The organism is Streptomyces sp. NPDC048255 (assembly GCF_040652415.1).
Lineage (GTDB): Bacteria > Actinomycetota > Actinomycetes > Streptomycetales > Streptomycetaceae > Streptomyces.
The window spans coordinates 1-24,754 of sequence record NZ_JBEZMA010000082.1 but is presented as its reverse complement, the minus strand read 5'-3'; the positions used below and the strand labels follow the sequence as shown (position 1 = coordinate 24,754).

The following is a 24,754-nucleotide window of genomic DNA, read 5'->3' as shown; positions in this document are numbered from 1 at the left end:
CGGTACGTCCAGTACGAGCCGCGGCCCTCCGCCTTGCGATGCACCGCACCGGACGACGCGACCCGGCAAACCTTTCCGGCCACAGCACTAGGAACGGCCGCGGCGGAAGGCACGGGCCGCCCGGGAGAAGAGACCGAGGCGCCGTCCCCACTTCGCACCGGCGCCCTGGTCGACGTACCACCCGGCCTGCGGGTCGATCGCGCGGCGGCCGGTTTCCAGCTGGACGGTCAGCGCCAGCTGGTAGAGCTGCGTCAGCGTCGCCGGAGCCGGGGCGGTGCCGGCCGGCAGGGCCACCGACAGTTCGTACGCGCCGGAGCTCCGGTCCAGGGCCAGCCGGACCCCGCCACCCGGAACCTCCAGGGCCGTCCCGCCGTCCGCGACGGCTTCCGGTCCGAGGATGTCGCGGGCCTGCCGAGCCACCTGGTCCCAGGTCGCGAGGGCCGCCTCCCGGCCGCCCGGCGCGCCGCCTTCGCGGAAGGTGATCGAGTACCGTCCCGGCGTACGGGTCCCCTCCAGGTCCCGTTCCGGGAGTACGTCGTCCGCCGGGTCGGGTTCGTCGCCGGCGGGCAGGCGTCCGCGCACCCATTCCTCGGCGGCCTCCCATTCGGCCTCGCTCGCGCGCCCGACCCACCTGCGCACCCGGTCCTCCGCCTCCGCGAGCCCCTCCCCGGAGTCGAAGGCCCGGTCGATCTCGTACTCGAGCTCGGCCAGCTCCCCGGCTTGCACCCTCGACACGGGGCCGGGAACCGGAAGCAGTGGTTCCGCGCCCTCGGTGCGTACGGTCCCGCCCTCCGGCAGCCCCTCGGTGGAATGGTGCCGGGTCAGCAGGAAGGACGCGCTGCTCCCGATCTCCTGGGCCTGGACGGCGAACACCCCAGGGGCCGGGCACCAGGCCAGTGCGCACCGCAGGTATCCGTGGGCCGGGTCGGCCAGGTGCAGGTACGCCTCGGCCAGCTCCGTGAAGGTGTACAGGTACCGGTCCTCGACGTCGTCGGCGAACAGGAACACCGCCGCCGCGCCCGCGCCCTCCGCCGGGGCGCCGGCCGCATGCTCCAGGGCGAAGGCCGCGAGCTCGTCGAGCTGCCCGCCCGTCGTCCCGTCCCGGGCCATGTCGTCCTCCCGCCGCGCCGGCTGCTTCGTCAGTACACGAGCTTGTAGGTGACGTCCTTGGGGACCGGGGCCGGTGCGGTGTCGGTGTAGAGGATCCGGATCGTGGTGAAGCGCTGGACGTCGGGGTGCTCGGGCCAGGTCTGCGGGGCGCTCAGGGTCACCTTGACCGGGTAGGGGCGGAAGCGGCCGGCCGCGCAGTAGGGGCGGCAGTCGTTCACCATATCCGTGCCGGTGGCCGTCGCGGTCCGCGGTCCCCAGGTGTCCCAGCGGAGTCCGACGAGGCGGTTGTTCCCGTCCCCGCAGGCCAGGAGGTAATCCTCCGGGCGCATCTGGGCCTGGGAGAAGCAGTCGACGACCACCACCGGATCCGTCGGATCAGGCGTCCGGGCCGATGCCGTTCCACCGGTCTGTGCGGAGGCCGGAATCACGGCCGCCGTCAGGGCTGCCACCGTGCACAGCAGGGTGGTCGTCCGCCCCCTGTACCGGGATGCGCGTACGGGGCGGCCACCTGCTGAAACGTTCACGAAAAGACCTTCCTCGCCGCTCTGCCGGCCGCCGGTGCTGCGGCCACACCCAGCTTCCCCCATCCGCGTGCCCCCCGCACCCGCTGGCCCTCGCCCCGGCCCCACCCGCCGGCCCGGGCCGTCCCCCCGACCCGTCGGAGCCCCTCCGCGGTACGTGGACCCGGCTGATGTGCGGGCACTGGTCCGGCCAGAAGCCGATGGCCGACGCATCCTCCCGGCTGCGGGCAGCTGAACGTCGTGCGGGAGGAGGACTTCGTCTGTGTCTTCTGCGACGGGGAACTGCCGCGGGAATGGAACGTGGACGGGGTTGCGGGCGGTCGGCGGTCTCCGCAGCCGTAGGTACGCGGAGCCCCGGGCCCGCTCGGGCGCAACGGGCCCCCTTCGGCCTGTCCCGGCCGGGCTGCGGGGCGGAGTTCGCGGACGTGGCCGACGGAATCCGCGGCGGTCGCTTCGGCTAGGGTCGGCGGGTCAGCGCTTGCACGACCACGAACGACCACGAACGATCACGAGGAGCAGCAGTGAGCCAGCCGGCGTCCACCGCCCTGCAGCAGGAGATAGCCCGGGAACTCCAGGTGTCGGAGACCTTCGACGCGCAGCTGGAGATCGAGCGCCGGGTGGCCTTCCTCGCCGAGCGGCTCACCTCCACCGGCCTGCGTTCCCTGGTGCTCGGGATCAGCGGCGGCGTTGACTCCACCACCGCCGGCCGGCTCTGCCAGCTCGCCGTGGAGCGGGCCCGGGCGGCCGGCCACGAGGCGACCTTCTACGCGATGCGGCTGCCCTACGGCGTCCAGGCCGACGAGCAGGACGCCCAGCTCGCCCTCGGCTTCATCAACGCCGACCGGGTGCTGACCGTGGACGTCAAGCCCGCGAGCGACGCCGCGCTGGAAGCCGCCCTGGCCGGCGGCACCGCCTTCCGGGACGCCCACCACCAGGACTTCGTCCAGGGCAACATCAAGGCCCGCCAGCGCATGATCGCCCAGTACGCGGTGGCCGGCGCGCACGACGGCCTGGTCGTCGGCACCGACCACGCCGCCGAGGCCGTCTCCGGCTTCTTCACCAAGTTCGGTGACGGCGCGGCCGACCTGGTCCCGCTGACCGGCCTGACCAAGCGCCGGGTACGGGCCTGCGCCGACACCCTCGGCGCCCCCGCCGAGCTGGTCTGGAAGACCCCGACGGCGGACCTGGAGACCCTGGACCCGGGCAAGGCCGACGAGGACGCGCTCGGAGTCACGTACGACGAGATCGACGACTTCCTGGAGGGCAAGCCCGTCGGTGAACGCGCCTTCGACGCGATCGTCCGCCGCTACCGCCTCACCGAGCACAAGCGCATGCTCCCGATCGCGCCTTAGCGAGTGCCTCGCCGATCGGGCCGGGCCCGGGGTGTGTCCGGGCCCGATCGGCGGGACAGCCGCTGGCACGCCCAAGCCCCGCCCCGGTCAAGGTTCGTGCTTTCGCCGGTACGGGACAGCTCCCCCCAGGCCCACACCACCCGCGCCGAGCACGGCGGACCTGCCGCCGACCACTGCGCCAGCGTCGCATCGAGCAACTCGAACCGGCGGTTCCAGCTCGGCAGGGCGGCCAGCGCCCCGGCCAGGTCGTCGACGCGCCGCCCCACGAGCTCGGCCGGGTCGAGGATGCTGTCGGCCCACTCGTGCATGTCCACCCCGAGCAGGGTGTACGCGGCCCACGGCGCGAGCAGGACCTCCATGCCGTGGAGGATGCCGCTGTGCTCACCGATGGTGGCGCGTGAACGCACGGCGGAGACCAGCGAGGTGAAGGACGCCCCCGCCTGCACCCCGGCTCTGCCGGCCGCCGCGCCGTCGTACTCCCCGACATCGGTGAGGCGCAGCCGGCCCTGGAAGCCGAGGACCAACGTCACCACCCCGTCGGGGAGTTCCAGGCGCCGCCTGGGCCGGTCCAATGCCATCCGGTACCCGCGATAACCCAGAACCCCCGCGCGCAGGCGTCGGTCGGGCCGACCGCTGACCAGGTTCCATTCCGCCCCGTGTGCCGACACGCTGAACCACGCCCCTCCCCACCGCCGCACTGACCCCCGTCATCGTCGGCGCGGGGCCGGGCCCCTGTCTGCTCGGAATCCGGCCGTGACCGCGACGCGTGTCAGGGGGTGTCGGGGAACAGCCCGGCCGCGGCGTGGTGGTCTCCGTTGTCCGAGTTCTCGGTGAGCGACCCGATCGTGGTGAAGACGAGGTCGCCTCGATCGACGGGACCGGCAGGAAGAGGTCCCCCAGGCACTCCATGTGGTCCTCCAGCTCGCGGCCGCCGCGGATGACGAAACCCCTCCGTGGCTCCTTGATGCCGTCCTGGGGCGCCCCCGGGAAGCTGCGGCCGCCCCGGGGGTGATCTTGTCTGCTGACCGGGTGAGGGAGCGTGTCGGCCGCCGCCGGGCCCGCCGGCGTCCGGCACGGTGGTTGCGGCCGTCCGTACGCGACGGCCCGAGGACGACGTACGCGTGAGGGGCTGCGCATGGCCGAGAACCCGACCTCCCCCACCAGCCGCCGCGCGCTGCTGCTGGCCGCCGGGTCGGCCGCGGTCGCCGCGCTGGCCACGGCCTGCGGCACCTCCACCGCGGTGCTGCGCACGCCGCAGCAGACGTCGCCGCAGCAGACGTCGCAGCCCGCCACCCCCCTTGCCGGCAAGGCCACTCCGGGCTGTGTGCTCGCCACGGAATGGGGCACCGGACCGAACTACCTGGACCTCGACCGGGTCCGCTCGGACATCACCGGCGGCCGTGAAGGCGTGCCGCTGCGGCTGGACCTGACCGTGGTCCGGGTCTCCGCGGGCTGCCGCCCGATCGAGGGCGCCGCCGTGGACCTGTGGCAGGCCGACGCCCAGGGCGTGTACTCGAACGGCGAGGACGGGTTCCTGCGCGGTACGCAGGTCACCGACAGCGCCGGCACCTGCGTGTTCCGCACGATCGTGCCGGGCTGGTACGCGCACCTGGCCCCGCACATCCACTTCAAGGTCCACCCGGACGCCCGTACGGAGACCTCCTCGCACCTCTTCTTCCCCGAGGACCTGCTGCTCCAGCTGTACGCCCGGCAGCCCTACGCCCGCCGGAAGGCGCCGGAGAAGCCCAACGGCCGCGACGACCGCTACCGGGACTCCGGGGCCACCCTGACGCTGGCCCCGGAACCCGACGGCGCCGGCTACCGGGCCGCGTACACCGTCGGAATCGCCTGAGCGGCGGCTGCGGCAACGGCCGAGGCAGTCGCTCAGCGGGTCAGGTGGCGTGCCAGGGCGACCGCCGCGAGCCCCGCGATCAGGGCGCAGACCGCCGTCCAGCCGATGGCGGTGCAGGCCCGGACGCCGAGCCAGGAACCCGCGGTGCCGCCCAGATAGGCGCAGGTCATGTACGCGGTGTTGAGCCTGCTGCGGGCTTCCGGGCGCAGCGCGTACACCCGTGACTGGTTGGCGACCATGCCGCACTGCATGGCGACGTCCAGCAGCAGCGTGCCCGCCGTCAGCGCGACCAGGCCCACCGGACCGCCCAGGCCGCCGGCCGCGAGGACCGCGGCCGAGACGGGGACCGCGAGCAGGGAGACCAGGTTCACCGGCCCGGGCCCGTGGCGGTCCACCAGCCGCCCGGCGAAGGGGGTGCACAGCAGGGTGACCCCGCCGACCAGGGCGAGCAGACCGACGGCCTCCGCCCCCAGCCCGTAGACCGGGCCGGTCAGCAGCAGGGCCAGGCTGGTCCACGCGGCGGAGAACCCCCCGAAGACGGCGGCCTGGTTCAGGCAGGAGCGGCGCAGCTCCGGTTCGGTGCGCAGCAGGCGCAGCGGCTCGGCCAGGAACGTCGCGTACGGCCGCCGGTCGGCGGCCGGGGTCGTCACCGGTACGGCGTACGCCATGACGGCCGCCAGTACGAGGGCCACCGCCGAGGCCACCAAGTACGGGGCCCGCCAGCCCAGCCACTCGCCGAGCGTCCCGCTGAAGGTCCGGGCCAGCAGCATGCCCGCCGTCGATCCGCTCAGGAGGGTGCCGAGCACGGCGCCCCTGCGGTCGGGCGCCACCAGACCGGCCACGAGGGGGCCGATGATCTGCGCGGCCACCGTGGTCAGCCCGACCAGGGCGCTGGCGGCGACCAGCGACGGCAGGGCCGAGGCGCAGCCCGCGCCCAGCAGGGCCAGTCCGGTCAGGGCGAGCAGCACGACGAGCAGCGAGCGGTGCCGGATCCGGTCGCCGAGCGGAACGAGCAGCACCATCCCGGCGGTGTAGCCGATCTGAGTGGCGGTCACCACCAGCGCGGCCGCGTCGGCCGGGACGTCCAGCCCGGCGGCGATCAGCGGCCCGATGGCCTGCGGGAAGTACAGGTTGCCCACGGCCACCGCGCAGGTCACGGCCAGGAGCAGCACCAGGCGGCGGCTCAGTCCGCCACCCCTGGGGACCGTGCCCGGAGCGGGAGTCGGGGCGGCCGAGGAATCCGGGGCAGCCGAGGAGTCGGGGCCGGCCGGCGGCGTCGGGGAGGTCATGGAGGGAAGTCCACGGCACCGGCCGCGCCCTGCCAACTGATGTAGCGTACGCCTTAATGATCAGCTTCGAACTCGGCGTCGAGGACCTCGCGCACACGCGGTTCGCCGTCTCGCCGCTGGGCGAGACCGTGCTGAGCCTGCGGGTGCTGCGCGACCCGGGCCTGTCCGCACTCCACCTGCCCTGGCGCAGGTCCGTTCTCAGCCGGCTCGGCGACCTGGACACCGGCCTGCTGATGTCCCTGGTCGCGGACCGGCTGACCCTCCCGGACTTCCTGACCCCCAGGCCCGCGGGCTTCGAGCCCGCCTTCGAGGAGGAACTGGCCGTCGTACGCCGGACCCCGCCCGGCCTGGTCCGCCGCGATCTGCTGGCCGCGCACGCGCCGGACCCGCTGCCCGCGCCCCTGCACGTGGCGACCGCCGCCGAGGACGCACCCGTCACCGCGCTCCGCGACACCATCTGCGCGCTCCTGCACCGGTACTGGGAGCTCGCCGTCCAGCCGGTCTGGCCGCAGATCAGGCTGGTCGCCGAGGCCGACATGACCTACCGCGCACGGCAACTGGCCCGGGGCGGCGCCCGGCTGCTCTTCGCCGACATGCACCCCCAGCTGAGCTGGGAGGACGACGGGACCCGGGGCGTCCTGCGCATCGACCGGACCATCCTCGGGTACCACACGAAGGCCTCCGGCCGGGGTCTGCTGCTGGTGCCCTCCGTGTTCGCCCACAAGCCCGCGCCCCCGGTCGGCCCGGAGGAACCGCCGTCGCTGCTCTACCCCAGCCGTGCGGTGGCCACGCTCTGGGCACCCGTACCCGCGCAGGACCCCTCCGGAGCGGCGGGCGGACCGGCGGCCCTGGGAGCGCTCCTCGGCGCGCCCAGGGCGCGGCTGCTCGGCCTGCTGGCGGAGCCGCTGGCCACGATCGAGCTTGCCCGCCGCCTGCGGGTCACTCCCAGCGCCGTGTCCCAGCACCTGCGCGTGCTGTACGCCGCCGGACTGGTCACCCGCGCCCGCCACGGCAGGCAGGTCCTGTACCGGCGGAGCCCCCTCGGCGACCAGCTCACCGCCGGACGCCCGCAAGGCCCGCCCGGAAGCCCGCCGAGCCGGTGAGTCGCCGAGCCGGTGAGTCGCTGAACCGGTGAGTCGGTGAACCGGTGGATCAGCCACCTCGTGACACACTGGCACATTCCGCAACCATCCGACTCGAACGGTTCCCGTCGAGGAGTGCTGCTGTGGCATCTGTCGGGGCTTCCCGGCCGAGCGGGCTCGGCTGGAACCGTGAGACGGCGACCCTCGCGCTGCTGTCGTTCGCCATGTTCACCGTCTCGCTCGACCAGTACATCGTCGTCGTGGCGCTCCCCGACATCGCCCACGACCTCGGCTACTCCGCACGGACGCTGCAGTCCGTGATCAGCGCCTACGCCGTCGCCTCCGCGGGCTTCCTGCTGTTCGGCGGACGCGCCGCGGACCTCGTCGGACGACGCCGCGTACTGGCCGCCGGCCTCGGCCTGTACGCCGGTGCGGCGCTGGTGGGCGGCCTGGCGACCGGGCCTGCGATGCTCCTGGTCGCACGCGCGGTACAAGGCCTCGGTGGCGCACTGGTCTTCCCCACCACCCTGGCCCTGATCAACATCACGTTCGCCGAAGGCCGCGCACGCAACCGGGCGCTGGGGATCTGGGGCGGCGCCGGCGCTGCCGGGCTCGTGATCGGCGTACTCCTCGGGGGAGTGCTGACCCACGCCTTCGGCTGGGAAGCGGTGTTCTTCGTCAATGTCGTACTGGCCCTTCCCGCCCTGCTCCTCGCCTTCGTGCTGATCCCGAAGGACCGACAGCGCGACAGGGGACGCAGGTTCGACCTGCCCGGTGCGCTCAGCGTCACCCTCGGGGTCACCTCGATCGTGTTCGCACTGGTGCAGGGACCGGCACTGGGCTGGCTCTCGCCCGGCATCCTCGTCAGCGCGGCGGCCGGGCTGCTCCTGCTGGCGGTCTTCGCGCTCGTCGAGCGGCGCAGCAGCGACCCGCTCGTGCCCCCGCGGCTGCTCGCCAACCGCAGCCTCATCACCAGCCTCGTCATCGCCTTCATGTTCATGGCGACGTTCGGCTCGGTGCTGTACTTCCTCTCGATCTACTTCCAAGAGGTCCTCGGCTACGACGCCTTGCAGACCGGCGCCGGATTCCTGGTCCCGACGGCGGTCGTCGTCGCCGGGTCGACGACCGCCGGCCAGCTGGTGACGCGATGCGGCCTGCGGCGCACCCTCCTCGGCGCCCTCGCCGTCGGCGCGCTCGGCGCCGTCCTGCTCGGCTTCGCGATCTCCCCGGACGGCTCCTACACCGCGCTGCTCCCCGGGCTCGTCGCCCTCAGCATCGGCGACGGCATCGTCTTCACCGCCATGTTCATCGCCGCCGGAATCGGTGTGCCCGACGCGGATCAGGGCATCGCTTCCGGGATCGCCTCGACCGGCTCGGGGATGGGCGCCGCCATGGGGCTCGCCGTCCTGGTACTCGTGGCGACGGCCGGCCTCGACGGCCTGACGGGGGAGCAGCTGCGCAGCGGGACGGCGCACGGGATCAGCACCACCCTGTTCGTGGTGGCGGCGGGAATCGTCCTGACCTTCCTCGTCGCCCTGGTCAGGCGTGAGGGGGAAACCGGGGCGCTACCGCCGCCACCACCCAGGGGGCGTCGCTGCTGACGCCCCGTCCGGCTCAGCGAACGGGGGCCGCGAGCGGGACGGGGAGCGCCGGGCCGGCCGGGGGCAGCGCGCGCGGCGCGGCCGGGATCGCGGGGGCCGGTGCCTCGACGCCACGGTCCGCGCCACGGTCCTTCCCGGCCGGGTCCGGCGTACGCGGCGCGGTGGTGCCGCAGAGGGCCTGGTCGCGGTACTCCACCAGGGCGGCGTCCGCCGGGTGCGGGTCGAAGGCGGTGCCGTCGGCGTTCGGACGCTGGTACTTCATCAGGTTGTGGCCGACCGCGAACTGCCGGGTGCCGTCCGGGCTGGACAGGGCCCAGGTGCCGGCGCCCCAGACGGCCCCGTCGTGGCCCCAGGCCGGGCCGCACGGCGTGTCCAGGGTGTAGATGCCGAGGCCGTAGCCCATGACCACCGCTCCCTCCTTGTTCTTGACATCGACGGTGGTGCGCATCTGGTCCAGCTGGCGCTGCGGCAGGAGGTCGCCGGTCAGCAGGGCGCGGTAGAAGGTGTTGAGGTCCTGCGGGGTGGAGACGAGCGCGCCCGCGGTGCCGACCCAGGTCATGTTGTAGACGCTGTAGTCGCGCGGCGGGTCGATGAGCCCGTAGAAGTTCTCGTACATCCGGGGGTGAGCGCCGCGGATGTACGGGTCGGTGCCGGGGAAGTAGGTGTTCCGCAGGCCCGCCCGCCGGATCACGTCCTGGGTGATCAGCCGCTCCGGGTCCTGGCCGGTCACCTTGCGGAGCACCTCGCCCAGCAGCAGGTAGTTGGTGTTCGAGTAGCTCCAGTCGGTGCCGGGTTCGAACAGCTGCGGCCGGGCGACCCCGTAGCCGATCAGTTCGGCGGGCTCCACCGTGCGCAGCCGCTGGTCGTCCAGGCTGTCCGTGGTCCCCTTCTGGAGGGAGGGGAAGGCGTCCAGGATGTAGTCGTTGATGCCGCTGGTGTGGTTGAGGAGCATGCGTACGGTCACCTTGCGGCCGCGCTCGCCGGGCAGCAGTTCTGGTACGTAGTCGCCGGCCGGGCGGTCCAGGTCTATCCGGCCTTTCGCGGACTGCTGGAGTACGGCGACGGCGGTGAACGTCTTGGTGACGCTGCCGACGCGGTGCTGGAGGTCGGGCCGGGCCGGGCGTCCGGTCGAGACGTCGGCGAGACCGGCGGCCCCGTCGAAGCGCTCGCGGCCGTCGCGGACCGCGGAGAAGGCGCCGTACACGCCCGCCTCCTGGAACGCCTTCAGCTTTGCCTGGAGCTGGGCCCGGTCGAGGTGCCGGTCCGTCGCCGGGGCGGAAGCGGGGAGCGGGCCCTGCCCGGCCGCGTTCGCGGCCGGGGCGAGGCCGGCCAGCAGGGCCACGGTCACGGCACTCGCCGCGGCGGCGCGGCGCAGCCGCCGTCGGGAACGGTCGGCGGATCGGTCGGCGGGGTGGTCGGCAGGACGGGTGCGGGGCAAGGCGACTCCTCGTCGGTGGCCCGGTGGGGCCCGGCGATCTGGGACACCTCGAGTCTCGCCGCCGGCCCGCGACGCCTCTTCCTCCGCCAGGACGAAACAGGCATCAACCTCCAGAAGGAGAAGCACCTTGACAGGCCGTTACATTTGTCACTTCCCGCCCCCGGCCCGCTCGATCAGTGGCGACGGGACCGCCCCGGTGGCAAGGCGGCCCGCCCCGCCCGGCGGTCCCACCGGAGACGGCCGGCCCGGCGGACGTCCGTACACTGCGGGGCAGCAACGGTCCTGAGGACAGGGGGAGTCGGTGGAGTCACTGCGGCCCGGTGACCCGGCGGACATCGGCGGGTACCGCCTTCTGGCGCGGCTCGGCGAGGGCGGCATGGGCGAGGTGTTCCTGGCGCGGACGGCGTCCGGCCGGCCGCTGGCCCTGAAGACCGTGCACCGGGACCTGAGCCTGGAGCCGGACTTCGCCGAACGGTTCGCCAGGGAGATACGCACCAACGACCGCGTGCGCTGTGCGTGGACGGTCTCGGTGGTGGACTTCAGCCCGCCGGGCGCGTCACCGCAGTGGCTGGCCACGGAGTACGTCGCCGCGCCTTCGCTCGGCGACTGGGTGCACCGCTACGGGCCCCTGCCGGAACCGGCCCTGTGGTGCCTGGCCCGGGAGCTGTCCGCCGCGCTCGTCACCGTACGGGAGGCGGGGGTGGTCCACCGCGACATCAAACCGGCGAACGTGCTGCTGGGCCTGGAGCGGCCTTACCTCATCGACTTCGGAATCGCCCGCGCGGTGCGCGACCCGCGCCACACCCGGACGGGCGCCGTCATCGGCACGCCCGGCTTCCTCGCGCCGGAGCAGGCGAACGGCGCCGTGGCCGACGCACCGGCGGACGTGTTCTCCCTCGCCGCGGTCCTCGTGTACGCGGCCACCGGCCGCAGCCCCTTCCTGGCAGCCGGCGAGGAACTGCAGCTGCCGGGCCTCCTGTACCGGATCGTCCACGACGAGCCGCTCCTCGACGGCGTGCCAGAACCGCTGCTTCCGCTGGTACGGGAGTGCCTCGCCAAGGACCCGGAGCGGCGCCCGGCCGCCGAGCAGCTCCGGGCGCGGCTCGGCGCCGCCGAGGAGGGCGAGTGGAGCGGGGCGGTGCCACCGGCCCTGGCCGCGGAGGTCGGCCGGCGGGAGGCCGAGCTCCGGGGACTCCTCGCCGCACCGCAGGCGCCCGTATCGGCTCCCGGGGGGACGGCCGCCCTGCCGGTCCCGCCGTCCACGGCCCCCGGGACCCCGCCTCCGACCCCCGCCTACCCGGCTCCGACCGGGCGCGGGAGCGGGTGGGCGTCCCGTCGGCCCCAGGTGATCGGAGCGGCCGCCGGCGCCGCCGTCCTCGCCGCGGCCGTCACCCTCGCGATCCGCCTTCCCGGCGACGGCGACGGTGACGGCAACCGCGACAGGGCTTCGTCCCCCGGCGCCTCGCCCAGCCCGTCCCCCTCCGCCCAGCCGTCCTCCGCGCCTTCGCTGCCGGCGGCGTGGGTCGGTACGTGGTCCGGCGTCGGCCCCGGGACGCCGGACGCGGACGGCATCACCCGGGCGAGGACGGCCGCGTTCGACGTGACCGTCACGCTGAACGCGGGGGCCGTCGGCGACATCGTCGGCCGGCAGGTCAGCAACCTGAAGGAGCTTTCCAGCGGCCGGAACCTGGGATGCACGGAGGCCCTCGAGCTGCGGCAGGTCCAGCAGGACACCGCGGTCTTCGCGGCGGTGACCAGCCACCCGACGGACCGTGCGGCCACCTTCGACTGCCCCCGGGGCAACCTCTACGTACTCACCCTGGCGGAGTCCGGCCGGCTGACCCTGGAGACGGAAGGAGCCCAGTCGGCCGGCGCTCCCGCGGCCCTGACCCGCCATGACTGACGCGCACGGCCCGAAGCGGCGCAGGCGAGGCCCGAGTTCACCGACGTGGCCGGTCAGCCGGCCGCGCGCCGGATGGCACCGAGCGCGCGCGTCACGTCCTCGTCGGTGGTCGACCAGTTGCTCACCGAGATCCGCATGACGCGGCGGCCGTGCCACGTGGAACCGCTGATCCACGCGGTGCCGTCGTCGAGGAGCCGCGTGAGGACCTGTTCGGTGCGGGCGTCGTCGCCGAACTCGGCGCAGACCTGGGTGAACACCACGTCGTTGAGGACCGTCGCACCTTCGATCCCGGCGATACCTGCGGCGAAGGCGGAGGCGTGCCGGCAGAGCCGCTCGACGAGGTCGGCCACCCCCGACCGGCCGAGGCACCGGAGTGCGGCCCACACGGGGAAGGCCCGGCCGCGCCGGGAGAGTTCGGGGACCTTGTCGATGGGGTCGCCCTGTTCGTGCTGGATGAGGTAGTCACCGTGCAGGCCCATCGCCGCCCGGAGCGCGGACGGGTCGCGCACGAGGGCGAGGCCGCAGTCGTAGGGCACGTTCAGGGTCTTGTGCGCGTCCGTCGCCCAGGAGTCGGCGTCGGCGCTGCCCGCCGTCAGGTGTGCGTACGCGGGGGAGGCGGCCGCCCACAGTCCGAAGGCCCCGTCGACGTGCACCCAGGCGTCCGCCTCCCGCGCGGCACGGATCGCCTCGGGGAACGGGTCGAAGCCGCCGGAGTGGATGTCCCCGGCCTGGAGGACCACGAGCGTCGGGCCCTGGCCGCCGGCCGCCAGGGCGCGCCGCAGTCCCGCGGGCTCGATGCGTCCTTGGCCGTCCGCCTCCACCAGTTCCGGCGTGCCGAGCCCCAGGTAGCGCAGAGCCAGGTCGACGGCCATGTGGCGGTCCTCGCCGGCGAGGACGCGTACGGCCGGCCCACCCTGCAGACCGTCATGGGCGACGTTCCAGCCGGCGCGCCGCAGCACCGCGTCGCGCCCTGCGGCGAGGCAGGTGAAGTTCGCCATCGTGGCGCCCGTGGTGAAGCCGACCGCGCTGTCGCCCGGCAGGCCGAGCAGATCCAGCAGCCAGGCGCCGGCGATGTCCTCCACCGCGCTGTACGCGGGCGAGGCGGCACGCATCACGGAGTTCTGGTCCCAGGCGCTGACCAGCCAGTCCGCGGCCAGCGCGGCGGGTTCGGTCCCACCGACCACGAAGCCGTAGAAGCGGCCGCTGGGGAACGCGGTGAGCCCGGGCTCACAGGCCGTGGCCAGCAGGTCGACGACATCGGCGGGCACCCCGGGACCGTCGGGCAGGTCGACACCGAGCGCGCGCACGATCTCGTCGACCGAAGCCCGCGCGGGAACCCGCCGGTCGGACAGACTCGCCAGCCAGCGCACGGCATGGCCGTGTGCTTGTCGCAGCGCCGCCTCGCGCGCGTCCATACCTCGGACTATGAGACCGCCGCCCACGCCGCGCAAGCCGTGCCCCGCGCGGGCGCTCCTCCACGCGCCGGGTGAGGTCCGGCCCGGCACGGCGCGGTACCCTCCGCCCGGATCAGGGGCGATAGCGCAACGGGTGGTCCGCCGGTACCTCCACGACGGCGATCCGCACGCCGTCGGGGTCGGCGATCCACATCTCGATCAGGCCCCAGGGCTCGCGCAGCGGGGGCCGCAGCACCTCGGTGTCCCGGCCGCGCAGCTCCTCGTACGCCGCCTGTACGTCCGCGACCTGGAGCCACAGTTGCAGACCCGGCGCGGGCGGCGTCTCGGCGCGCCCCGACACCTCGAGGAAGCCGCCGCCGAGGAAATAGACCGTGCCGCGCTCGGGGCCGGTGCCGAACTCGCGGTAGACGGCGAGCCCCAGGGTGTCGCCGTAGAAGGCGCGGGAGCGCTCGGGGTCCGTGGGACGCAGCAGAACCCTGCTGCCCAGTACGTGCACCATGCCCCCACCCTCGCGCAGACCGGGACCGCAGTCCACGATGCGGGGCCCGTCACCGCCCGCAGGCGGTGTCCCCCGTGGCAGACGTGGGATGCTCGAAGCATGAACAGGGATTCGGCGCTCCCCGGCGAGTCCGCGTCCGCCGGCTCCGACGTGCTGGCTCTGGCGAAGGTGGTGGCCAGGCTGCGGTCCGAGATCGCGGCCATGGAAGGGATCGCGGCGGCCTCGGCCGTACTGGAGCGGGCCAAGGGCGCCCTCATGGCCGAAGCGGGGGTCTCGGCCGAATCCGCGTACGAGATGCTCGTCGGGCGCGCCGCGCAGCGGCGGCGGACCCTCATGGAGGAGTGCTGGATCACCCTGGGCAGGGTCACCCCCGTACCCGCCCCGGCGGCGGCGGACGGGGCCCCGGGGGCCTCGGCGGACGCCGGGAACGCAGGAAACCGCGGGAACGCAGGAAACCGCGGGAACGCAGCAGTCCCCGGCGACGCAGGAAACCCCGGAATCCCCGGGAACCCCGGAATCCCCGGCACGCCGCTCCGGACGCCGGTCTTCAGTTCCGGCCGGTACCTCACCTCCACCGCTGACGCGACGGCCCCGGCCGACTGCGCCGCCGGGGGACCCGCGGTCCTATCCCGGCTGGCGCAGGGTCTCGCCGATGCCCGCGGTCCGCAGGACGTCGCGGAACTCCTGCTGACGCTCCTGGGAGGAGGCGGAGGGCTGGACGGCGTGATGATCTACGGCGTCGACCCCTCCGGAAGCCTGGACCTCCGCGCGTCGGCGGGGATCGACGCGGAGCTGGCCAGGCAGTGGAGCCACGTTCCGCCGCTGAGCCGCATCGCCGCCCTGGAAGCCGTCGCCGAGGGCAGGCCCGTGTGGCTGGAGGACCTGGCCCGCGACCGCGTGCGCTACGAGCTCATCGGGGACCCGCCGGAACGCTGGCCGTCGCGTGCCTGGATCCCCGTGCCCCGCGTGGGACGCCCGAGGGCCGTCGTCGGGCTCTTCCGATCCTCCGGCACCTCCTTCACCCCGCAGACGCGGGCGCTGTGGCGGCGCGCCGTACGGCTGTGCGCCGGCCATCTGCGGGACGGTGCGCGCTCCGCCGTCCGAGCCGCCGACGAGGAAGTGGAGGCCGTCCAGCGGATCCTGGACGTGCTGCCCGCTTCGGTGATCCTCCTGACACCCCTGCGCGACCGGCACGGTGAGGTCGAGGACTACCGGATCGACGCGGCCTCCCCGGAGGCGGCGGACGTGGCCGGGCGCACCGGCAAGGAGCTCGTCGGCAGGTGTGTCCTGGAGACCTATCCGACGGTGGCGGGGACCGCGCTCTGGGACGGCTACCAGGACACGCTGACCACGGGAACGGTCTTCGAGAGCAACCCGTTCACCTACCAGGAGGTCATCGCCGGAGTACCCGGGGAATCCTCCTACTCGGTCCGCGTCGCGCGCGTAGACGGCCGCCTGATCGTGTCCTGGGTGCGCCTGGACGCGGACGACCGCGAAGCGCGCAGGCTCGCCGACATGCAGCGGCTGGGCAATCTCGGCTGGGCGGGCTGGGACCTGGTGACGAACACGATCACCTGGTCCGACCAGGTCTACGAGATCTTCGGCCGGGACCCCGCCGAAGGGCCCATGACGCTGGAGGAGCTTCCCCTCCACCTGGTCCCGGACGACCTGCCCCCGCTCGCGGCCGCGGTCCAGCGCCTCCTGAGCGAGGGCAGGGCCATCGACCAGCCCTTCCGCGTCACGGTCGGCGGAGGGGAGCGGCACCTGCGGATCGTCGCGGAGACCCGCACCGACGCGGACGGCACTCCCGTGGAGGTGCACGGCTTCTTCCAGGACCTCACCGCCCAGCGCGACACCGAACTGGCCCTGCGCGACAGCGAGCGGGCGGTCCTCGTCCAGCGGGGCATGCTCCAGGCCGAGCGGGAGCTGGCCGCCCGGCTCCAGGACGCGCTGCTGCCGATCCCCGCGCAGTCCCTCGACATCGCCGGCCTGCGGATCGACGTCGCCTACGTCCCCTCCGTCAGCGGCCTGAACGTCGGCGGCGACTGGTACAGCGCCATCGAACTGCCGGACGCCAGCGCCCTCTTCGTCGTCGGAGACGTCGCCGGGCACGGTCTGGACGCGGTGGCCACCATGGCCCAACTGCGGTTCACCGCCAAGGGAATGGCGGTCACCGGCTCGGCCCTGCCCGATGTACTGGCCAGGCTCAACGCCCTGTTGCTCCACACGGCCTCGGACGGCTCGGGAGCCACCGCCACCATGGTGATGGCCCGCTACCGGCCCTGGAACCATCGCCTGACCTGGGTGCGGGCCGGACACCTGCCGCCCCTCCTGCTCCGCGACGGCACGGCGCGGTTCCTGCCCCTGCCGGAGGGCGCTCTCCTCGGCGCGGCCTTCCACGCCGTCTACGCCCAGGAGATCCTGGACCTGAAACCCGGCGATCATCTGGTCCTGTACACCGACGGCCTCGTGGAGGAGCCGGGGGAGGACATCGACACCGGGCTGGCCCGGCTCGCCGCAACGGCTCTGCGGCTCGTGACAGCGGGGGAGCCGGACACGCTGGCCCGCAGCCTGGCCGCGACACGGCCCGACCGCCGCGACGACGTCTGCGTCCTGGCCGTGCACCTTCCCGCGGCGCCCCCGCCTCAGGCGGAAGGCTCCTGAGACGCGACCACGGTGAACAGCGCCCCGTCGGAATCGGCCAGGACGACCGACCGGCTGACGCTGGACGTGGCGACCGGCGAGACGACCTTGCCGCCCATGCTCGTGGCGGCGTGCACCGTCTCCTCCAGGTCGGCCACCCGGAAGTGGACGTGCCAGCGGGGGCGGACCGAGGGGTCCGGGTCCTCCTCGACGGCGCCGCCCGAGATCCGTGCCACGGTGTCGTGGCCGTGGCGCAGTACGACGTGGTCGTGCTCGTAGGAGACCGAGCAGCATCCGCGCCGCTCGCCGGCCCAGTCGAGGACCTCCCCGTAGAAGATCGCGGCCGCGAACGCGTCGCGCGTGCGCAGCTCCAGCCAGGCCGGGGCGCTACCGCGTCCCACAGACCAGTCCGGAACGACCTCGCCCTGCCAGAACCCGAAGACCGCTCCCGCGGGATCCGCGGCCAGGGCGGCGCGTCCCGTACCGAAGGCGAGGGGGCCGACCGCCATGGTGGCGCCGCGCTCCCGGACCCGTGCGGCGACGACATCGGCGTCGTCGACGGCGAAGTACGGAGTCCAGGCCACCGGCACGGGGAAACTCGCGGCCAGTGCCCCGAGGCCGGCCACCGGAGTACCGTCGTGCAACGCCACGCTGAAGCCGTCCCCGAGCCGGGTACGCCGGAACTCCCAGCCGAGCACGGCGCCGTAGAACCGCTGCGCCGTGGTGAGGTCCCGGGCCATCAGACTGACCCAGCACGGTGCACCGAAGATCTCGTGGCTCGACGTCGACACAGCTGCCAGCCTCATCTGCCGCTCGCGGGGACGGGACCCTTCCCACGGTAGTCCCGACGGCGGGGGCGGACCGTGAGGCGCGGCTGCCGGGCCCGGTGGCGCAGGCCGCCGCGTGTCGGACGGCGGTGGCCGGCGAGCCGAGAGATCATCGTGCTCCCGTTCCCGCGTGCTCCGTCCGTGCGAGGTCGAAAACCATGACGACGACCGCTCTCGTCATCATCGACATGCTCAACACGTACGAGCACGAGGACGCCGACCGGCTCATCCCCTCCGTCGCACGGGCCCTGCCCGCCGTGGTGGACCTGCTGGAGCAGGCCCGGGAACGCGAACTGCCGGTGATCTACGCCAACGACAACTTCGGGAAGTGGCGCTCCCACCACGGGGAGATCCTCGAAGCCGCTCTCGCCGGGCCGCACGCCGACCTGGTCGAGCCCGTGCGGCCGGACGGGAGCGCGTACTTCGTCGTCAAGGCGCGCCATTCCATCTTCTACGAGACGCCGCTCGCCTACCTGCTCGGCACCCTGGACGTCTCCCACCTCGTCCTGTGCGGACAGGTCACCGAGCAGTGCGTGCTGTACTCCGCCCTCGACGCCCACATCCGTCACCTGTCGGTCACCGTCGCCAGGGACGCCGTCGCCCACATCCACCCGGACCTCGCAGACGCCGCGCTGCGCTTGATGGAGACCAACATGTCGGCGCGCATCACCGCCGCCGCCGACGCCCTGGGCTGACGGCTACGCCCCGGCCGCCCTCGGCCGAGGCCTACGGACCCTCGTCGTAGGTCCCCGCCTCGATTTCGAGGGCGAGTTCCTGGAGGACCTCGATCGAGGAGACGTCCGTCCGCCCGCCGTCGTGCGCCATCGCGAGGCTGGTGAAGGCCAGGCTGAATCCGGAGACCATCGTGTGCAGGGCCGGGCCGAGCGCCTGGGCCACCAGGGTTGCCACCTGCTGCGGCGACGCGTCGGCCGGCACGCTGATGGACGGCAGCATCTCGTTCAGGAGCTGCGTGGCCACCGAGTCCGCCGCCGTCGTACCGCCGTCGTCCTCGCCGGCCTCGGCGGCCCGGCGGATCTCCTGGGCCTCGGTGAGGATGCCGATCACTCGCTTCAGTACTTCTGCGCGTTCCATCCTGCGGAGCGTAGCCCCGCAGGTGGGGAGCTGGTCCGACGCGACCGTGCGCAAGGTGACGCGCTGGATATAATCAGTCACCGACTCCTGCGAGCGAAGGAGGTCGAGCATGGCGGCAGCGCAGCGGCCAGGCGTCCGGAGAGTGGCAGCAGAAGACGAGGCCCCGGCGTACCCGCGGGCCGCGGTGGGACCGTGATGCAGGAGTCATCCGTCACGCCCGGTGACGCCGTCGAGCCTCTCGTCTCCCCGGTCAGTTCCCACAACGAATGGGACCCCCTGGAGGAGATCGTCGTGGGGCGCCTCGACGGCGCGACGATCCCCTCCAGCCATCCGGTCGTGGCCTGCAACATCCCGAGGTGGGCGGCGCGGCTGCAGGGCCTCGCCGCCGGCCGCAGGTATCCGCGCATCCTGATCGAATCGGCGCAGCGGGAGCTCGACCAGTTCGTCACTCTCCTCCAGTCCATGGGCGTCACCGTCACGCGTCCGGACGTGGTCGACCACAGCCGGCGCTTCGCCACCCCCGACTGGTCGTCACGGGGCTTCTGCAACACCTGCCCGCGCGACAGCCTGCTCGTGGTCGGTGAAGAGATCATCGAAACCCCGATGGCATGGCCGTGCCGGTACTTCGAGACCGAGGCCTACCGCACGCTCCTCAAGGACTACTTCCGGCGCGGCGCGCGCTGGACGGCGGCGCCGAAGCCGCAGCTCACCGACGCCCTGTTCGACAGGGACTTCCGCATCCCCGAGGCCGGCGCGCCCATGCGGTACATCCTCACCGAATTCGAGCCGGTCTTCGATGCCGCCGATTTCGTACGGGCGGGGCGCGACCTGTTCGTCACCCGGAGCAACGTCACCAACCGCATGGGCATCGAATGGCTGCGCCGTCATCTCGGACCCGGCTACCGCATCCACGAGATCGAGAGCCGCTGCCGGACGCCCATGCACATCGACACGACCTTCATGCCGCTCGCGCCCGGCCGGGTACTGGTGAATCCCGAGTACATCGACGTCGACCGGCTGCCCGAGGTACTCAGCTCGTGGGACGTCCTGATCGCCCCCGAGCCCGACCCCCTCGACGAGCCGTTGCTCAAGATCACCTCGATGTGCGGCAAATGGCTCAGCATGAACGTCCTCATGATCGACGAGAGGAGGGTGATCGCGGAGCGCCATCACACGGGCATGCTCCGTGCGCTCGAGGGATGGGGCTTCGAGCCGATACCGTGCGACCTGCGGCACTACGCGCCGTTCGGGGGCTCGTTCCACTGCGCGACGCTCGACGTCCGCCGCCGCGGAACCCTGGAATCCTATTTCCCCTGAGCTGGGACACCGGCGCGCTGCCCTGGGCCGACCGGCCCAGGCGAGGGTGCGTACCGCCCGGACCCACCGCACGATGACCGTGTACCCCGCACCCGCAGCCCGCCCCGCGGCGAAGGAGATGGTCATGTCCTCGGGTCCCGCGCCACACGTGACGTCCTCGGCCTCCGAAGGGGCGGCCGGATCCCGGCTGCTGCTGGTCCGGCATGCGAAGGCCATGCCGAAGGACACGGCCGAGGACTTCGAGCGCTCCCTGAGCGAGCGGGGACGCGCTGACGCGCACGAGACGGGCCGTTGGCTCGCGGAGTCCGGCTACGAGCCGAACCTGGCGCTCTGCTCCCCGGCCCGAAGGACACGCCAGACCTGGCAGCTGATCACCCCGGCCCTGACGGACCCGCCGCCCGCCGTGTACGACGACAGGCTCTACAACGCGGCCCCGAACGCGCTGGTCGCCGTACTGACCGAGCGAGGAGCAGGGCTCGACTGCCTGCTGCTGGTCGGCCACAACTCCGGCATCCACGAGCTGGCTTCGGCCTTGTGCGGCACCGGCCCCGGGGACCTGCTGGACCGGCTCAGGGCGGGGTTCCCGACGTCGGGCGTCGTGGTGGTGGACCTGCCGGGCGGGTGGGACGGCCTGACCCCGGGCGAGGGGCGCCTGACGGCCTTCTGGTCGCCGGCCCACTGACCCGGACGGGGGTTGCGGCATTCGGCGTGCGGCGCGCGCCCTCCGAGTGCCCCTTCACGCCCCGCCGAACGGTGCAAGCGGTACTGGGACACGCTCACCATGATCAATAGCGTGGCGTCCGGCGCGTGACCTCGCGTCCGTCGGACAGAGAAGGCGAGCGACCCCAGTGGAACTCCCCAAGTTGCAGCGCACGGCCTGGCTCACCGCGGCGACCGTGCTGCTGACGGTCCTCGCCGCCGCACCGGCCGGTGCGGACGGCGCATGGCAGAAGGTCGGCGGCGACGCCCGCAGCGGTGTCAGCGGCCTCGCCTACGAGGGCCGTACCGGAGACGGAGCCGGAGTGCACGCGCTGGTCGTGCACGACAACAAGCGGACCGGACAGCAGCGCCTGTCCCGGATCACCCACTGGGAGGGCTCCGACGGCGTCTCCCCGATCACCTGGGACGGGCCGGAACCGGTAGACCTGGAGGCCATCGAAGCCATCCCCGGCATGCCGGGGGAGTACCTGGCCCTCACCGGCCGCGGCATCGTCTACCGCCTCCAGGTCACCGGCTCGACAGCGAAGGTGGTCGACTACACGCCACTGCCGGCGATCGGTGAGGGCGACGACTTCGAGAGCTTCGCCATCGTCGCCCAGAACGGGAACCTCGCCGCCCTGTGGGCGGACCGGGGAGCCGGCGCGGACCGTCCCGCCACGCTGTACGCCGCGCCCTTGACGTTCGCCTCGTGGGGCCAGCCGCTGTTCGGGTCGGTGACGCGCCGGGCCTACCGGGCGCCGTACCCCGCCGCCGACGGCACGCGGCACATCTCCGACATCTCGGTGACCGACTCCGGCCGGATCATCGTGAGTTCGGCGGCGGACGCCGGCGACGACGGCCCGTTCGACTCCGCGGTGACCGATGCGGGCCGGGTGAACGTGTCGGCGGCGGGCCGGGTACGGGTCACGCTCGCGGCCTCGCCGTCCCTGCTCGGGACCTTCCCGCAGTACAAGATCGAGGCAGTGGAGTGTCTGCCCGGGTCCGCCGAGACCGTCCTCGGCACCGACGACGAGAACCTCGGCGGATATCTGCGGACGATGTCGTTCTGCGGAGCCTGACCCCGGCCGGGACCATGCGCCACGACCTGACCGCCCGCACCGGCCGGTGCGGGCGATCCGGGCCGCCTCGGCGGCGTGGTCGACGGTCACCGATGCCGGCGCCGGCGGTCGCCGCCGCTCAGGTCTCGGTCTCCGCGGGGCGGGTCCTACGGGGCGTCACCCGAACAGCCGCGTCCGGGTGTCCCCTCCCGGCCCCGCCCCCGAAGCTGAAGTTCCGCCCGAACCGGCGTTCCCTCAGATCAAGGAGCCCCCGTGGCCCAGCACACGACGCCCCAGCCTCCCGATCCGGCCCCCGGCCGGTCCTACGACAGCCGGAGCGCCTGGGCGGCCGGCGGAACGATGTTCGCCGCCGTACTCCTCCTCGTCGACGGAGTCCTCGGCGTGATCAAGGGGATCGTCGGCATCGCCGATGACGACGTCTACGCCAGCCTGGGCGACTACGTCTTCAAGTTCGACGCGACGGCATGGGGCTGGATCCACCTCGTCCTCGGCATCGTCCTGGTCGTCGTCGGTGCCGGTCTCCTCAAGGGCGCCCTCTGGGCCCGGGCGATGGGCGTGGCGCTGGCCGCCTTCAGCGTGGTCGTGAACTTCATGTGGCTGCCCTACACGCCGATCTGGGCCATCGTCTCGATCGCCATCGCCGTGTTCGTCGTCTGGGCCCTGTGCACGGACGGCACGCGCACCGACCCGCGTACCGGCATGCGTGCCGCCTGACGGGGGTCATCCGAGGACGAGCGGAAGCCTCGCGGCCAGCTCGCCCAGTCGTGCCTTCTCCGTGGCGGTCGGAACGCGCCGCCCGGTGCCGACCAGCAGCGCGTCCTCGTCGGAGAACGAGGCGGGAAACGAGGCCCCGGCGATCTCCTCCAGCATCTCGCGTGACCGGGCCAGCCCCTCCGCGGGCGGTCCCGGCACGGCCGGGAGGTGCGCGACCAGGTCGAGGTGGTGCAGCGTCCACTCCAGGACGTACGCGCTGAGGTAGTCGCCCGCGGTGAGCACCTCGTCCCGGGTGCCGACCCACAGGCCCGGATCGGCGAGTCCGGCGGCGCGGCCGGCCGCCGCGCCGACGTCGTCGAGGTGGAACTTGAGCAGCCCCGGCTGCTGGTACGCGGCCGCCAGCCGGACGATCAGCGCGTCGAGCGGGTCGTCACCGGTCGGCGGCGCCCCGGAGACGTTCCAGTAGGTCACCGCGTCGCGGGTCGGTTCCGTGTGGGCGGGGGTCACGAGCGTGATCAGGACGTCCTGTGCGTCGATGACCAGGTGGCAGACCAGGTCCCGGACGAGCCAGCCCGCGCAGCCGGACGGCTGTGCGAAATCCTCGTCCGGGAGCTCGGCGACCGCCGTGCGCAACGCCGTCCACGAGCGTGAGAAGAGATCCACACCGGCAAGATAGCGCCGCGTCACGGCCCGCGGGGTCTTCTCGTCAGCTGGGGACGAAGAGGTCTTCCCGTACGTCATCGAGGATGAACCCGTTGTCGAAGCGGACGCGGACCGTCACGAGGGGCCCCTGCTTCTGGTAGTCGAGCCACTCGGGCTCCAGGGCGCCGACCTGGGCTTCGAGTTGCTTCTTGCTTTCCGCGGGCATGTCGCGGCCGAAGGAGTCGAGGAGCGACTTGAGGCGCTCGTACTCGCGGACCCCGTCGCTCTGGTGCTGGTGCTCGACCACCCGCGCGACGGTGCCCTCGGTGCCCGCCGCAAGGGAGAGGGACCCTGCGAGAGCTCCCGCCGGCGCCGAGGGCTCGTCCGTCACAGCCGCCGTGTCGAACAGCCGGGTGTCCGCTGCCAGCTGTACTCGCTGGCCTTCTCTCAGCGTCATTTCTTCGTTCGTCCCTCAGTCGGTTCCATGCTGCCCGCGCGCACCGGCCGATCGTGACTGGCTGTGCGTCAGGTGAGGTTCTTCCCCAGTGCTGAAACGTACTTGCTGATGGAGTGGTCGCGGATGCCGTCGGTGGCCGGGGCGAACGGGTCGGCCGTCAGGCCCTTGGCGCGGTCGGCGAGGCCGCCGAGCAGGGTCATGGACTCGCGGACCTTGCCCGAGCCGTCGATGTAGCGCAGGGAGTCCACGTGGGTGTACGCGGGCTCGGGCGGCAGCTGCGGCACGATGTCGTTGTTGTTCACGAACCGGTAGAGACGCTTGCCCAGGGCCTCGTTGCAGGCCGCGGCCAGGACGCGGTCGCAGGTGCGGGGCTGGCCGAAGGTGTAGATGCCGTCGGCGGTGAGGTTCGGGGCTTCCAGGTGCATGCGCGTACCGGCGAGCATGGCGAGGGCGCCGCCGAGGCTGTGGCCGGTGAACCAGATGCTCTGGCCGTTGGTGCGCAGCTCGGCGATCGTGTCGTTCACGGCGGGGTACACCGATTCCAGGGCTTCGCCGAAGCCGTAGTGGACGTATCCGGTCTTCGCCGGTCCGGGCCACGGCGGGGTGGTGGCGTCGGAGAGCCAGTCGCGGATCTCCGCCGGTTCGGTGCCGCGGAACGCGGTGATGATCATGTGGTCGCTGGCGGCGGTGTAGGCCTGGGTGTGCTGCAGGGGGAACGGCGGGGTGAAGCGGGTCCGGTGGTGACGGACCCGGTCGAAGCCCCACGCGGCGGTCTGCCGCTCGATCTCGGGCTCGTCCTTGTAGGCCAGGGCTGCCGCCCGGGCCAGGTGGTAGGCGTGGGCGGGGCTGTAGCCGGCGGCGTGGTGGTCGATCTCAGGTGCGGTCACGGTCGTGGTTGTACCGGAACGCGCCCTCGGCCGGCAGGCGGGACGCGGCGTGATCACCCCCGTGGGCGCGGGGATTCACCCGTCGAAAGGTCACTGTGGACGAGGGCGCCGTGCCCCCTGAAGCGCCCTACCGACACCACGGCGCAGTACACGGGCCGACCGCGGGCCGGCAAGATCCGAAGGATGCGCCCTAGTGCCGTGCCGGGCGGCGCGACCCGGTGAACCTTTCCGGTCACAGCACTAGGCCCTGTCCGGGCGATCTTCGCGGGCCCGCGCCGCCTGGTACGGCGCCTCGCCGCGTTGTCGGACCGCGCGAGTACGGCCGAGTACGAGCT

24 protein-coding genes and 1 pseudogene are annotated in these 24,754 nt (G+C 73.1%); 11 read left to right on the top strand and 14 right to left on the bottom strand.

What is annotated here, in order from left to right:
- Positions 1 to 87: 87 nt before the first annotated feature.
- Together AB0D94_RS34855 and AB0D94_RS34850 are read right to left on the bottom strand one after the other, a co-directional pair.
- Entirely contained in the window at positions 88 to 1,110 is a 1,023-nt protein-coding gene (locus tag AB0D94_RS34855) for a hypothetical protein (protein ID WP_362060849.1), read from the bottom strand.
- Between the two features lie 29 nt (positions 1,111 to 1,139).
- The gene (locus tag AB0D94_RS34850) at positions 1,140 to 1,634 is read right to left on the bottom strand and encodes a hypothetical protein (protein ID WP_362060846.1); all 495 of its coding nucleotides are present in this window, start codon (positions 1,632 to 1,634) and stop codon (positions 1,140 to 1,142) included.
- A gap of 518 nt (positions 1,635 to 2,152) precedes the next feature.
- Between AB0D94_RS34850 and nadE the strand changes: the two genes are divergently transcribed.
- Positions 2,153 to 2,983 carry an ammonia-dependent NAD(+) synthetase gene (nadE, locus tag AB0D94_RS34845; protein WP_362060843.1) on the top strand — a complete coding sequence of 277 codons (831 nt, stop codon included), beginning with the start codon at positions 2,153 to 2,155 and terminating at the stop codon, positions 2,981 to 2,983.
- On the opposite strand, the gene AB0D94_RS34840 is transcribed toward nadE, so the two are convergent.
- From AB0D94_RS34840 to AB0D94_RS34830, 3 genes and pseudogenes are all read right to left on the bottom strand, one after another.
- Positions 2,980 to 3,561, bottom strand: coding sequence for a hypothetical protein (locus tag AB0D94_RS34840; RefSeq protein ID WP_362060858.1), 582 nt, complete (start codon positions 3,559 to 3,561; stop codon positions 2,980 to 2,982). The genes nadE and AB0D94_RS34840 overlap by 4 nt on opposite strands.
- A gap of 191 nt (positions 3,562 to 3,752) precedes the next feature.
- Complete coding sequence (locus AB0D94_RS34835) at positions 3,753 to 3,887, bottom strand: hypothetical protein (protein WP_362060855.1); 135 nt, start codon at positions 3,885 to 3,887, stop codon at positions 3,753 to 3,755.
- Positions 3,888 to 3,892: 5 nt separating this feature from the next.
- A pseudogene (locus AB0D94_RS34830) lies at positions 3,893 to 4,120 on the bottom strand (hypothetical protein); the annotation flags it as partial.
- On the opposite strand from AB0D94_RS34830, the gene AB0D94_RS34825 reads away from it, so the two are divergent.
- Positions 4,119 to 4,835, top strand: coding sequence for an intradiol ring-cleavage dioxygenase (locus AB0D94_RS34825; protein WP_362060840.1), 717 nt, complete (start codon positions 4,119 to 4,121; stop codon positions 4,833 to 4,835). The pseudogene AB0D94_RS34830 and the gene AB0D94_RS34825 overlap by 2 nt on opposite strands.
- Before the next feature lie 32 nt (positions 4,836 to 4,867).
- Here AB0D94_RS34825 and AB0D94_RS34820 read toward each other — a convergent pair whose 3' ends face one another.
- Positions 4,868 to 6,124, bottom strand: coding sequence for an MFS transporter (locus tag AB0D94_RS34820; RefSeq protein WP_362060837.1), 1,257 nt, complete (start codon positions 6,122 to 6,124; stop codon positions 4,868 to 4,870).
- A gap of 56 nt (positions 6,125 to 6,180) precedes the next feature.
- On the opposite strand from AB0D94_RS34820, the gene AB0D94_RS34815 reads away from it, so the two are divergent.
- On the top strand, positions 6,181 to 7,227 hold the full coding sequence (locus AB0D94_RS34815; RefSeq protein WP_362060834.1) for an ArsR family transcriptional regulator: 1,047 nt from the start codon (positions 6,181 to 6,183) through the stop codon (positions 7,225 to 7,227).
- 122 nt (positions 7,228 to 7,349) lie between these two features.
- Positions 7,350 to 8,807 carry an MFS transporter gene (locus AB0D94_RS34810; RefSeq protein ID WP_362060831.1) on the top strand — a complete coding sequence of 486 codons (1,458 nt, stop codon included), beginning with the start codon at positions 7,350 to 7,352 and terminating at the stop codon, positions 8,805 to 8,807.
- Positions 8,808 to 8,820: 13 nt separating this feature from the next.
- Here AB0D94_RS34810 and AB0D94_RS34805 read toward each other — a convergent pair whose 3' ends face one another.
- A complete protein-coding gene (locus tag AB0D94_RS34805) occupies positions 8,821 to 10,245 on the bottom strand; it encodes a serine hydrolase domain-containing protein (RefSeq protein ID WP_362060828.1) in 1,425 nt (474 codons plus the stop codon).
- A gap of 301 nt (positions 10,246 to 10,546) precedes the next feature.
- On the opposite strand from AB0D94_RS34805, the gene AB0D94_RS34800 reads away from it, so the two are divergent.
- Entirely contained in the window at positions 10,547 to 12,148 is a 1,602-nt protein-coding gene (locus AB0D94_RS34800) for a serine/threonine-protein kinase (RefSeq protein ID WP_362060825.1), read from the top strand.
- Positions 12,149 to 12,201: 53 nt separating this feature from the next.
- On the opposite strand, the gene AB0D94_RS34795 is transcribed toward AB0D94_RS34800, so the two are convergent.
- Both AB0D94_RS34795 and AB0D94_RS34790 read right to left on the bottom strand, forming a co-directional pair.
- Positions 12,202 to 13,563: a pyridoxal-dependent decarboxylase gene (locus AB0D94_RS34795; RefSeq protein WP_362060822.1), complete on the bottom strand. Its 1,362-nt coding sequence runs from the start codon at positions 13,561 to 13,563 to the stop codon at positions 12,202 to 12,204.
- A 112-nt stretch (positions 13,564 to 13,675) separates the two neighbouring features.
- Positions 13,676 to 14,062 (bottom strand): glyoxalase superfamily protein, encoded by a 387-nt coding sequence (locus tag AB0D94_RS34790; protein WP_362060819.1) that lies wholly within the window; start codon positions 14,060 to 14,062, stop codon positions 13,676 to 13,678.
- Positions 14,063 to 14,161: 99 nt separating this feature from the next.
- Between AB0D94_RS34790 and AB0D94_RS34785 the strand changes: the two genes are divergently transcribed.
- Positions 14,162 to 16,726 carry a SpoIIE family protein phosphatase gene (locus AB0D94_RS34785; RefSeq protein ID WP_362060816.1) on the top strand — a complete coding sequence of 855 codons (2,565 nt, stop codon included), beginning with the start codon at positions 14,162 to 14,164 and terminating at the stop codon, positions 16,724 to 16,726.
- On the opposite strand, the gene AB0D94_RS34780 is transcribed toward AB0D94_RS34785, so the two are convergent.
- The gene (locus AB0D94_RS34780) at positions 16,708 to 17,445 is read right to left on the bottom strand and encodes a VOC family protein (RefSeq protein ID WP_362060852.1); all 738 of its coding nucleotides are present in this window, start codon (positions 17,443 to 17,445) and stop codon (positions 16,708 to 16,710) included. The genes AB0D94_RS34785 and AB0D94_RS34780 overlap by 19 nt on opposite strands.
- A 245-nt stretch (positions 17,446 to 17,690) precedes the next feature.
- Here AB0D94_RS34780 and AB0D94_RS34775 point away from each other — a divergent pair, with 245 nt between their 5' ends.
- Entirely contained in the window at positions 17,691 to 18,227 is a 537-nt protein-coding gene (locus AB0D94_RS34775) for an isochorismatase family cysteine hydrolase (RefSeq protein WP_362060813.1), read from the top strand.
- Positions 18,228 to 18,258: 31 nt separating this feature from the next.
- On the opposite strand, the gene AB0D94_RS34770 is transcribed toward AB0D94_RS34775, so the two are convergent.
- Positions 18,259 to 18,624 (bottom strand): hypothetical protein, encoded by a 366-nt coding sequence (locus tag AB0D94_RS34770; protein WP_362060810.1) that lies wholly within the window; start codon positions 18,622 to 18,624, stop codon positions 18,259 to 18,261.
- Positions 18,625 to 18,819: 195 nt separating this feature from the next.
- Here AB0D94_RS34770 and AB0D94_RS34765 point away from each other — a divergent pair, with 195 nt between their 5' ends.
- The 4 genes from AB0D94_RS34765 (at position 18,820) to AB0D94_RS34750 (ending at position 22,433) form a co-directional block, all read left to right on the top strand.
- Positions 18,820 to 19,941, top strand: coding sequence for an amidinotransferase (locus AB0D94_RS34765; RefSeq protein ID WP_362060807.1), 1,122 nt, complete (start codon positions 18,820 to 18,822; stop codon positions 19,939 to 19,941).
- 124 nt (positions 19,942 to 20,065) lie between these two features.
- Positions 20,066 to 20,623, top strand: a complete 558-nt coding sequence (locus AB0D94_RS34760) for a histidine phosphatase family protein (protein ID WP_362060804.1) — start codon at positions 20,066 to 20,068, stop codon at positions 20,621 to 20,623.
- A gap of 166 nt (positions 20,624 to 20,789) precedes the next feature.
- On the top strand, positions 20,790 to 21,719 hold the full coding sequence (locus AB0D94_RS34755; protein WP_362060801.1) for a hypothetical protein: 930 nt from the start codon (positions 20,790 to 20,792) through the stop codon (positions 21,717 to 21,719).
- Between the two features lie 252 nt (positions 21,720 to 21,971).
- A complete protein-coding gene (locus tag AB0D94_RS34750) occupies positions 21,972 to 22,433 on the top strand; it encodes a hypothetical protein (protein WP_362060798.1) in 462 nt (153 codons plus the stop codon).
- Between the two features lie 6 nt (positions 22,434 to 22,439).
- Here the strand turns inward: AB0D94_RS34750 and AB0D94_RS34745 are convergent, their stop codons facing one another.
- The 3 genes from AB0D94_RS34745 to AB0D94_RS34735 all read right to left on the bottom strand — a co-directional run bounded on the left by AB0D94_RS34745 (position 22,440) and on the right by AB0D94_RS34735 (position 24,419).
- Entirely contained in the window at positions 22,440 to 23,096 is a 657-nt protein-coding gene (locus AB0D94_RS34745; RefSeq protein ID WP_362060795.1) for a maleylpyruvate isomerase N-terminal domain-containing protein, read from the bottom strand.
- A gap of 43 nt (positions 23,097 to 23,139) precedes the next feature.
- Complete coding sequence (locus AB0D94_RS34740) at positions 23,140 to 23,532, bottom strand: hypothetical protein (protein WP_362060792.1); 393 nt, start codon at positions 23,530 to 23,532, stop codon at positions 23,140 to 23,142.
- Positions 23,533 to 23,600: 68 nt separating this feature from the next.
- Positions 23,601 to 24,419 carry a lipase family protein gene (locus tag AB0D94_RS34735; RefSeq protein ID WP_362060789.1) on the bottom strand — a complete coding sequence of 273 codons (819 nt, stop codon included), beginning with the start codon at positions 24,417 to 24,419 and terminating at the stop codon, positions 23,601 to 23,603.
- Positions 24,420 to 24,754 lie beyond the last annotated feature (335 nt).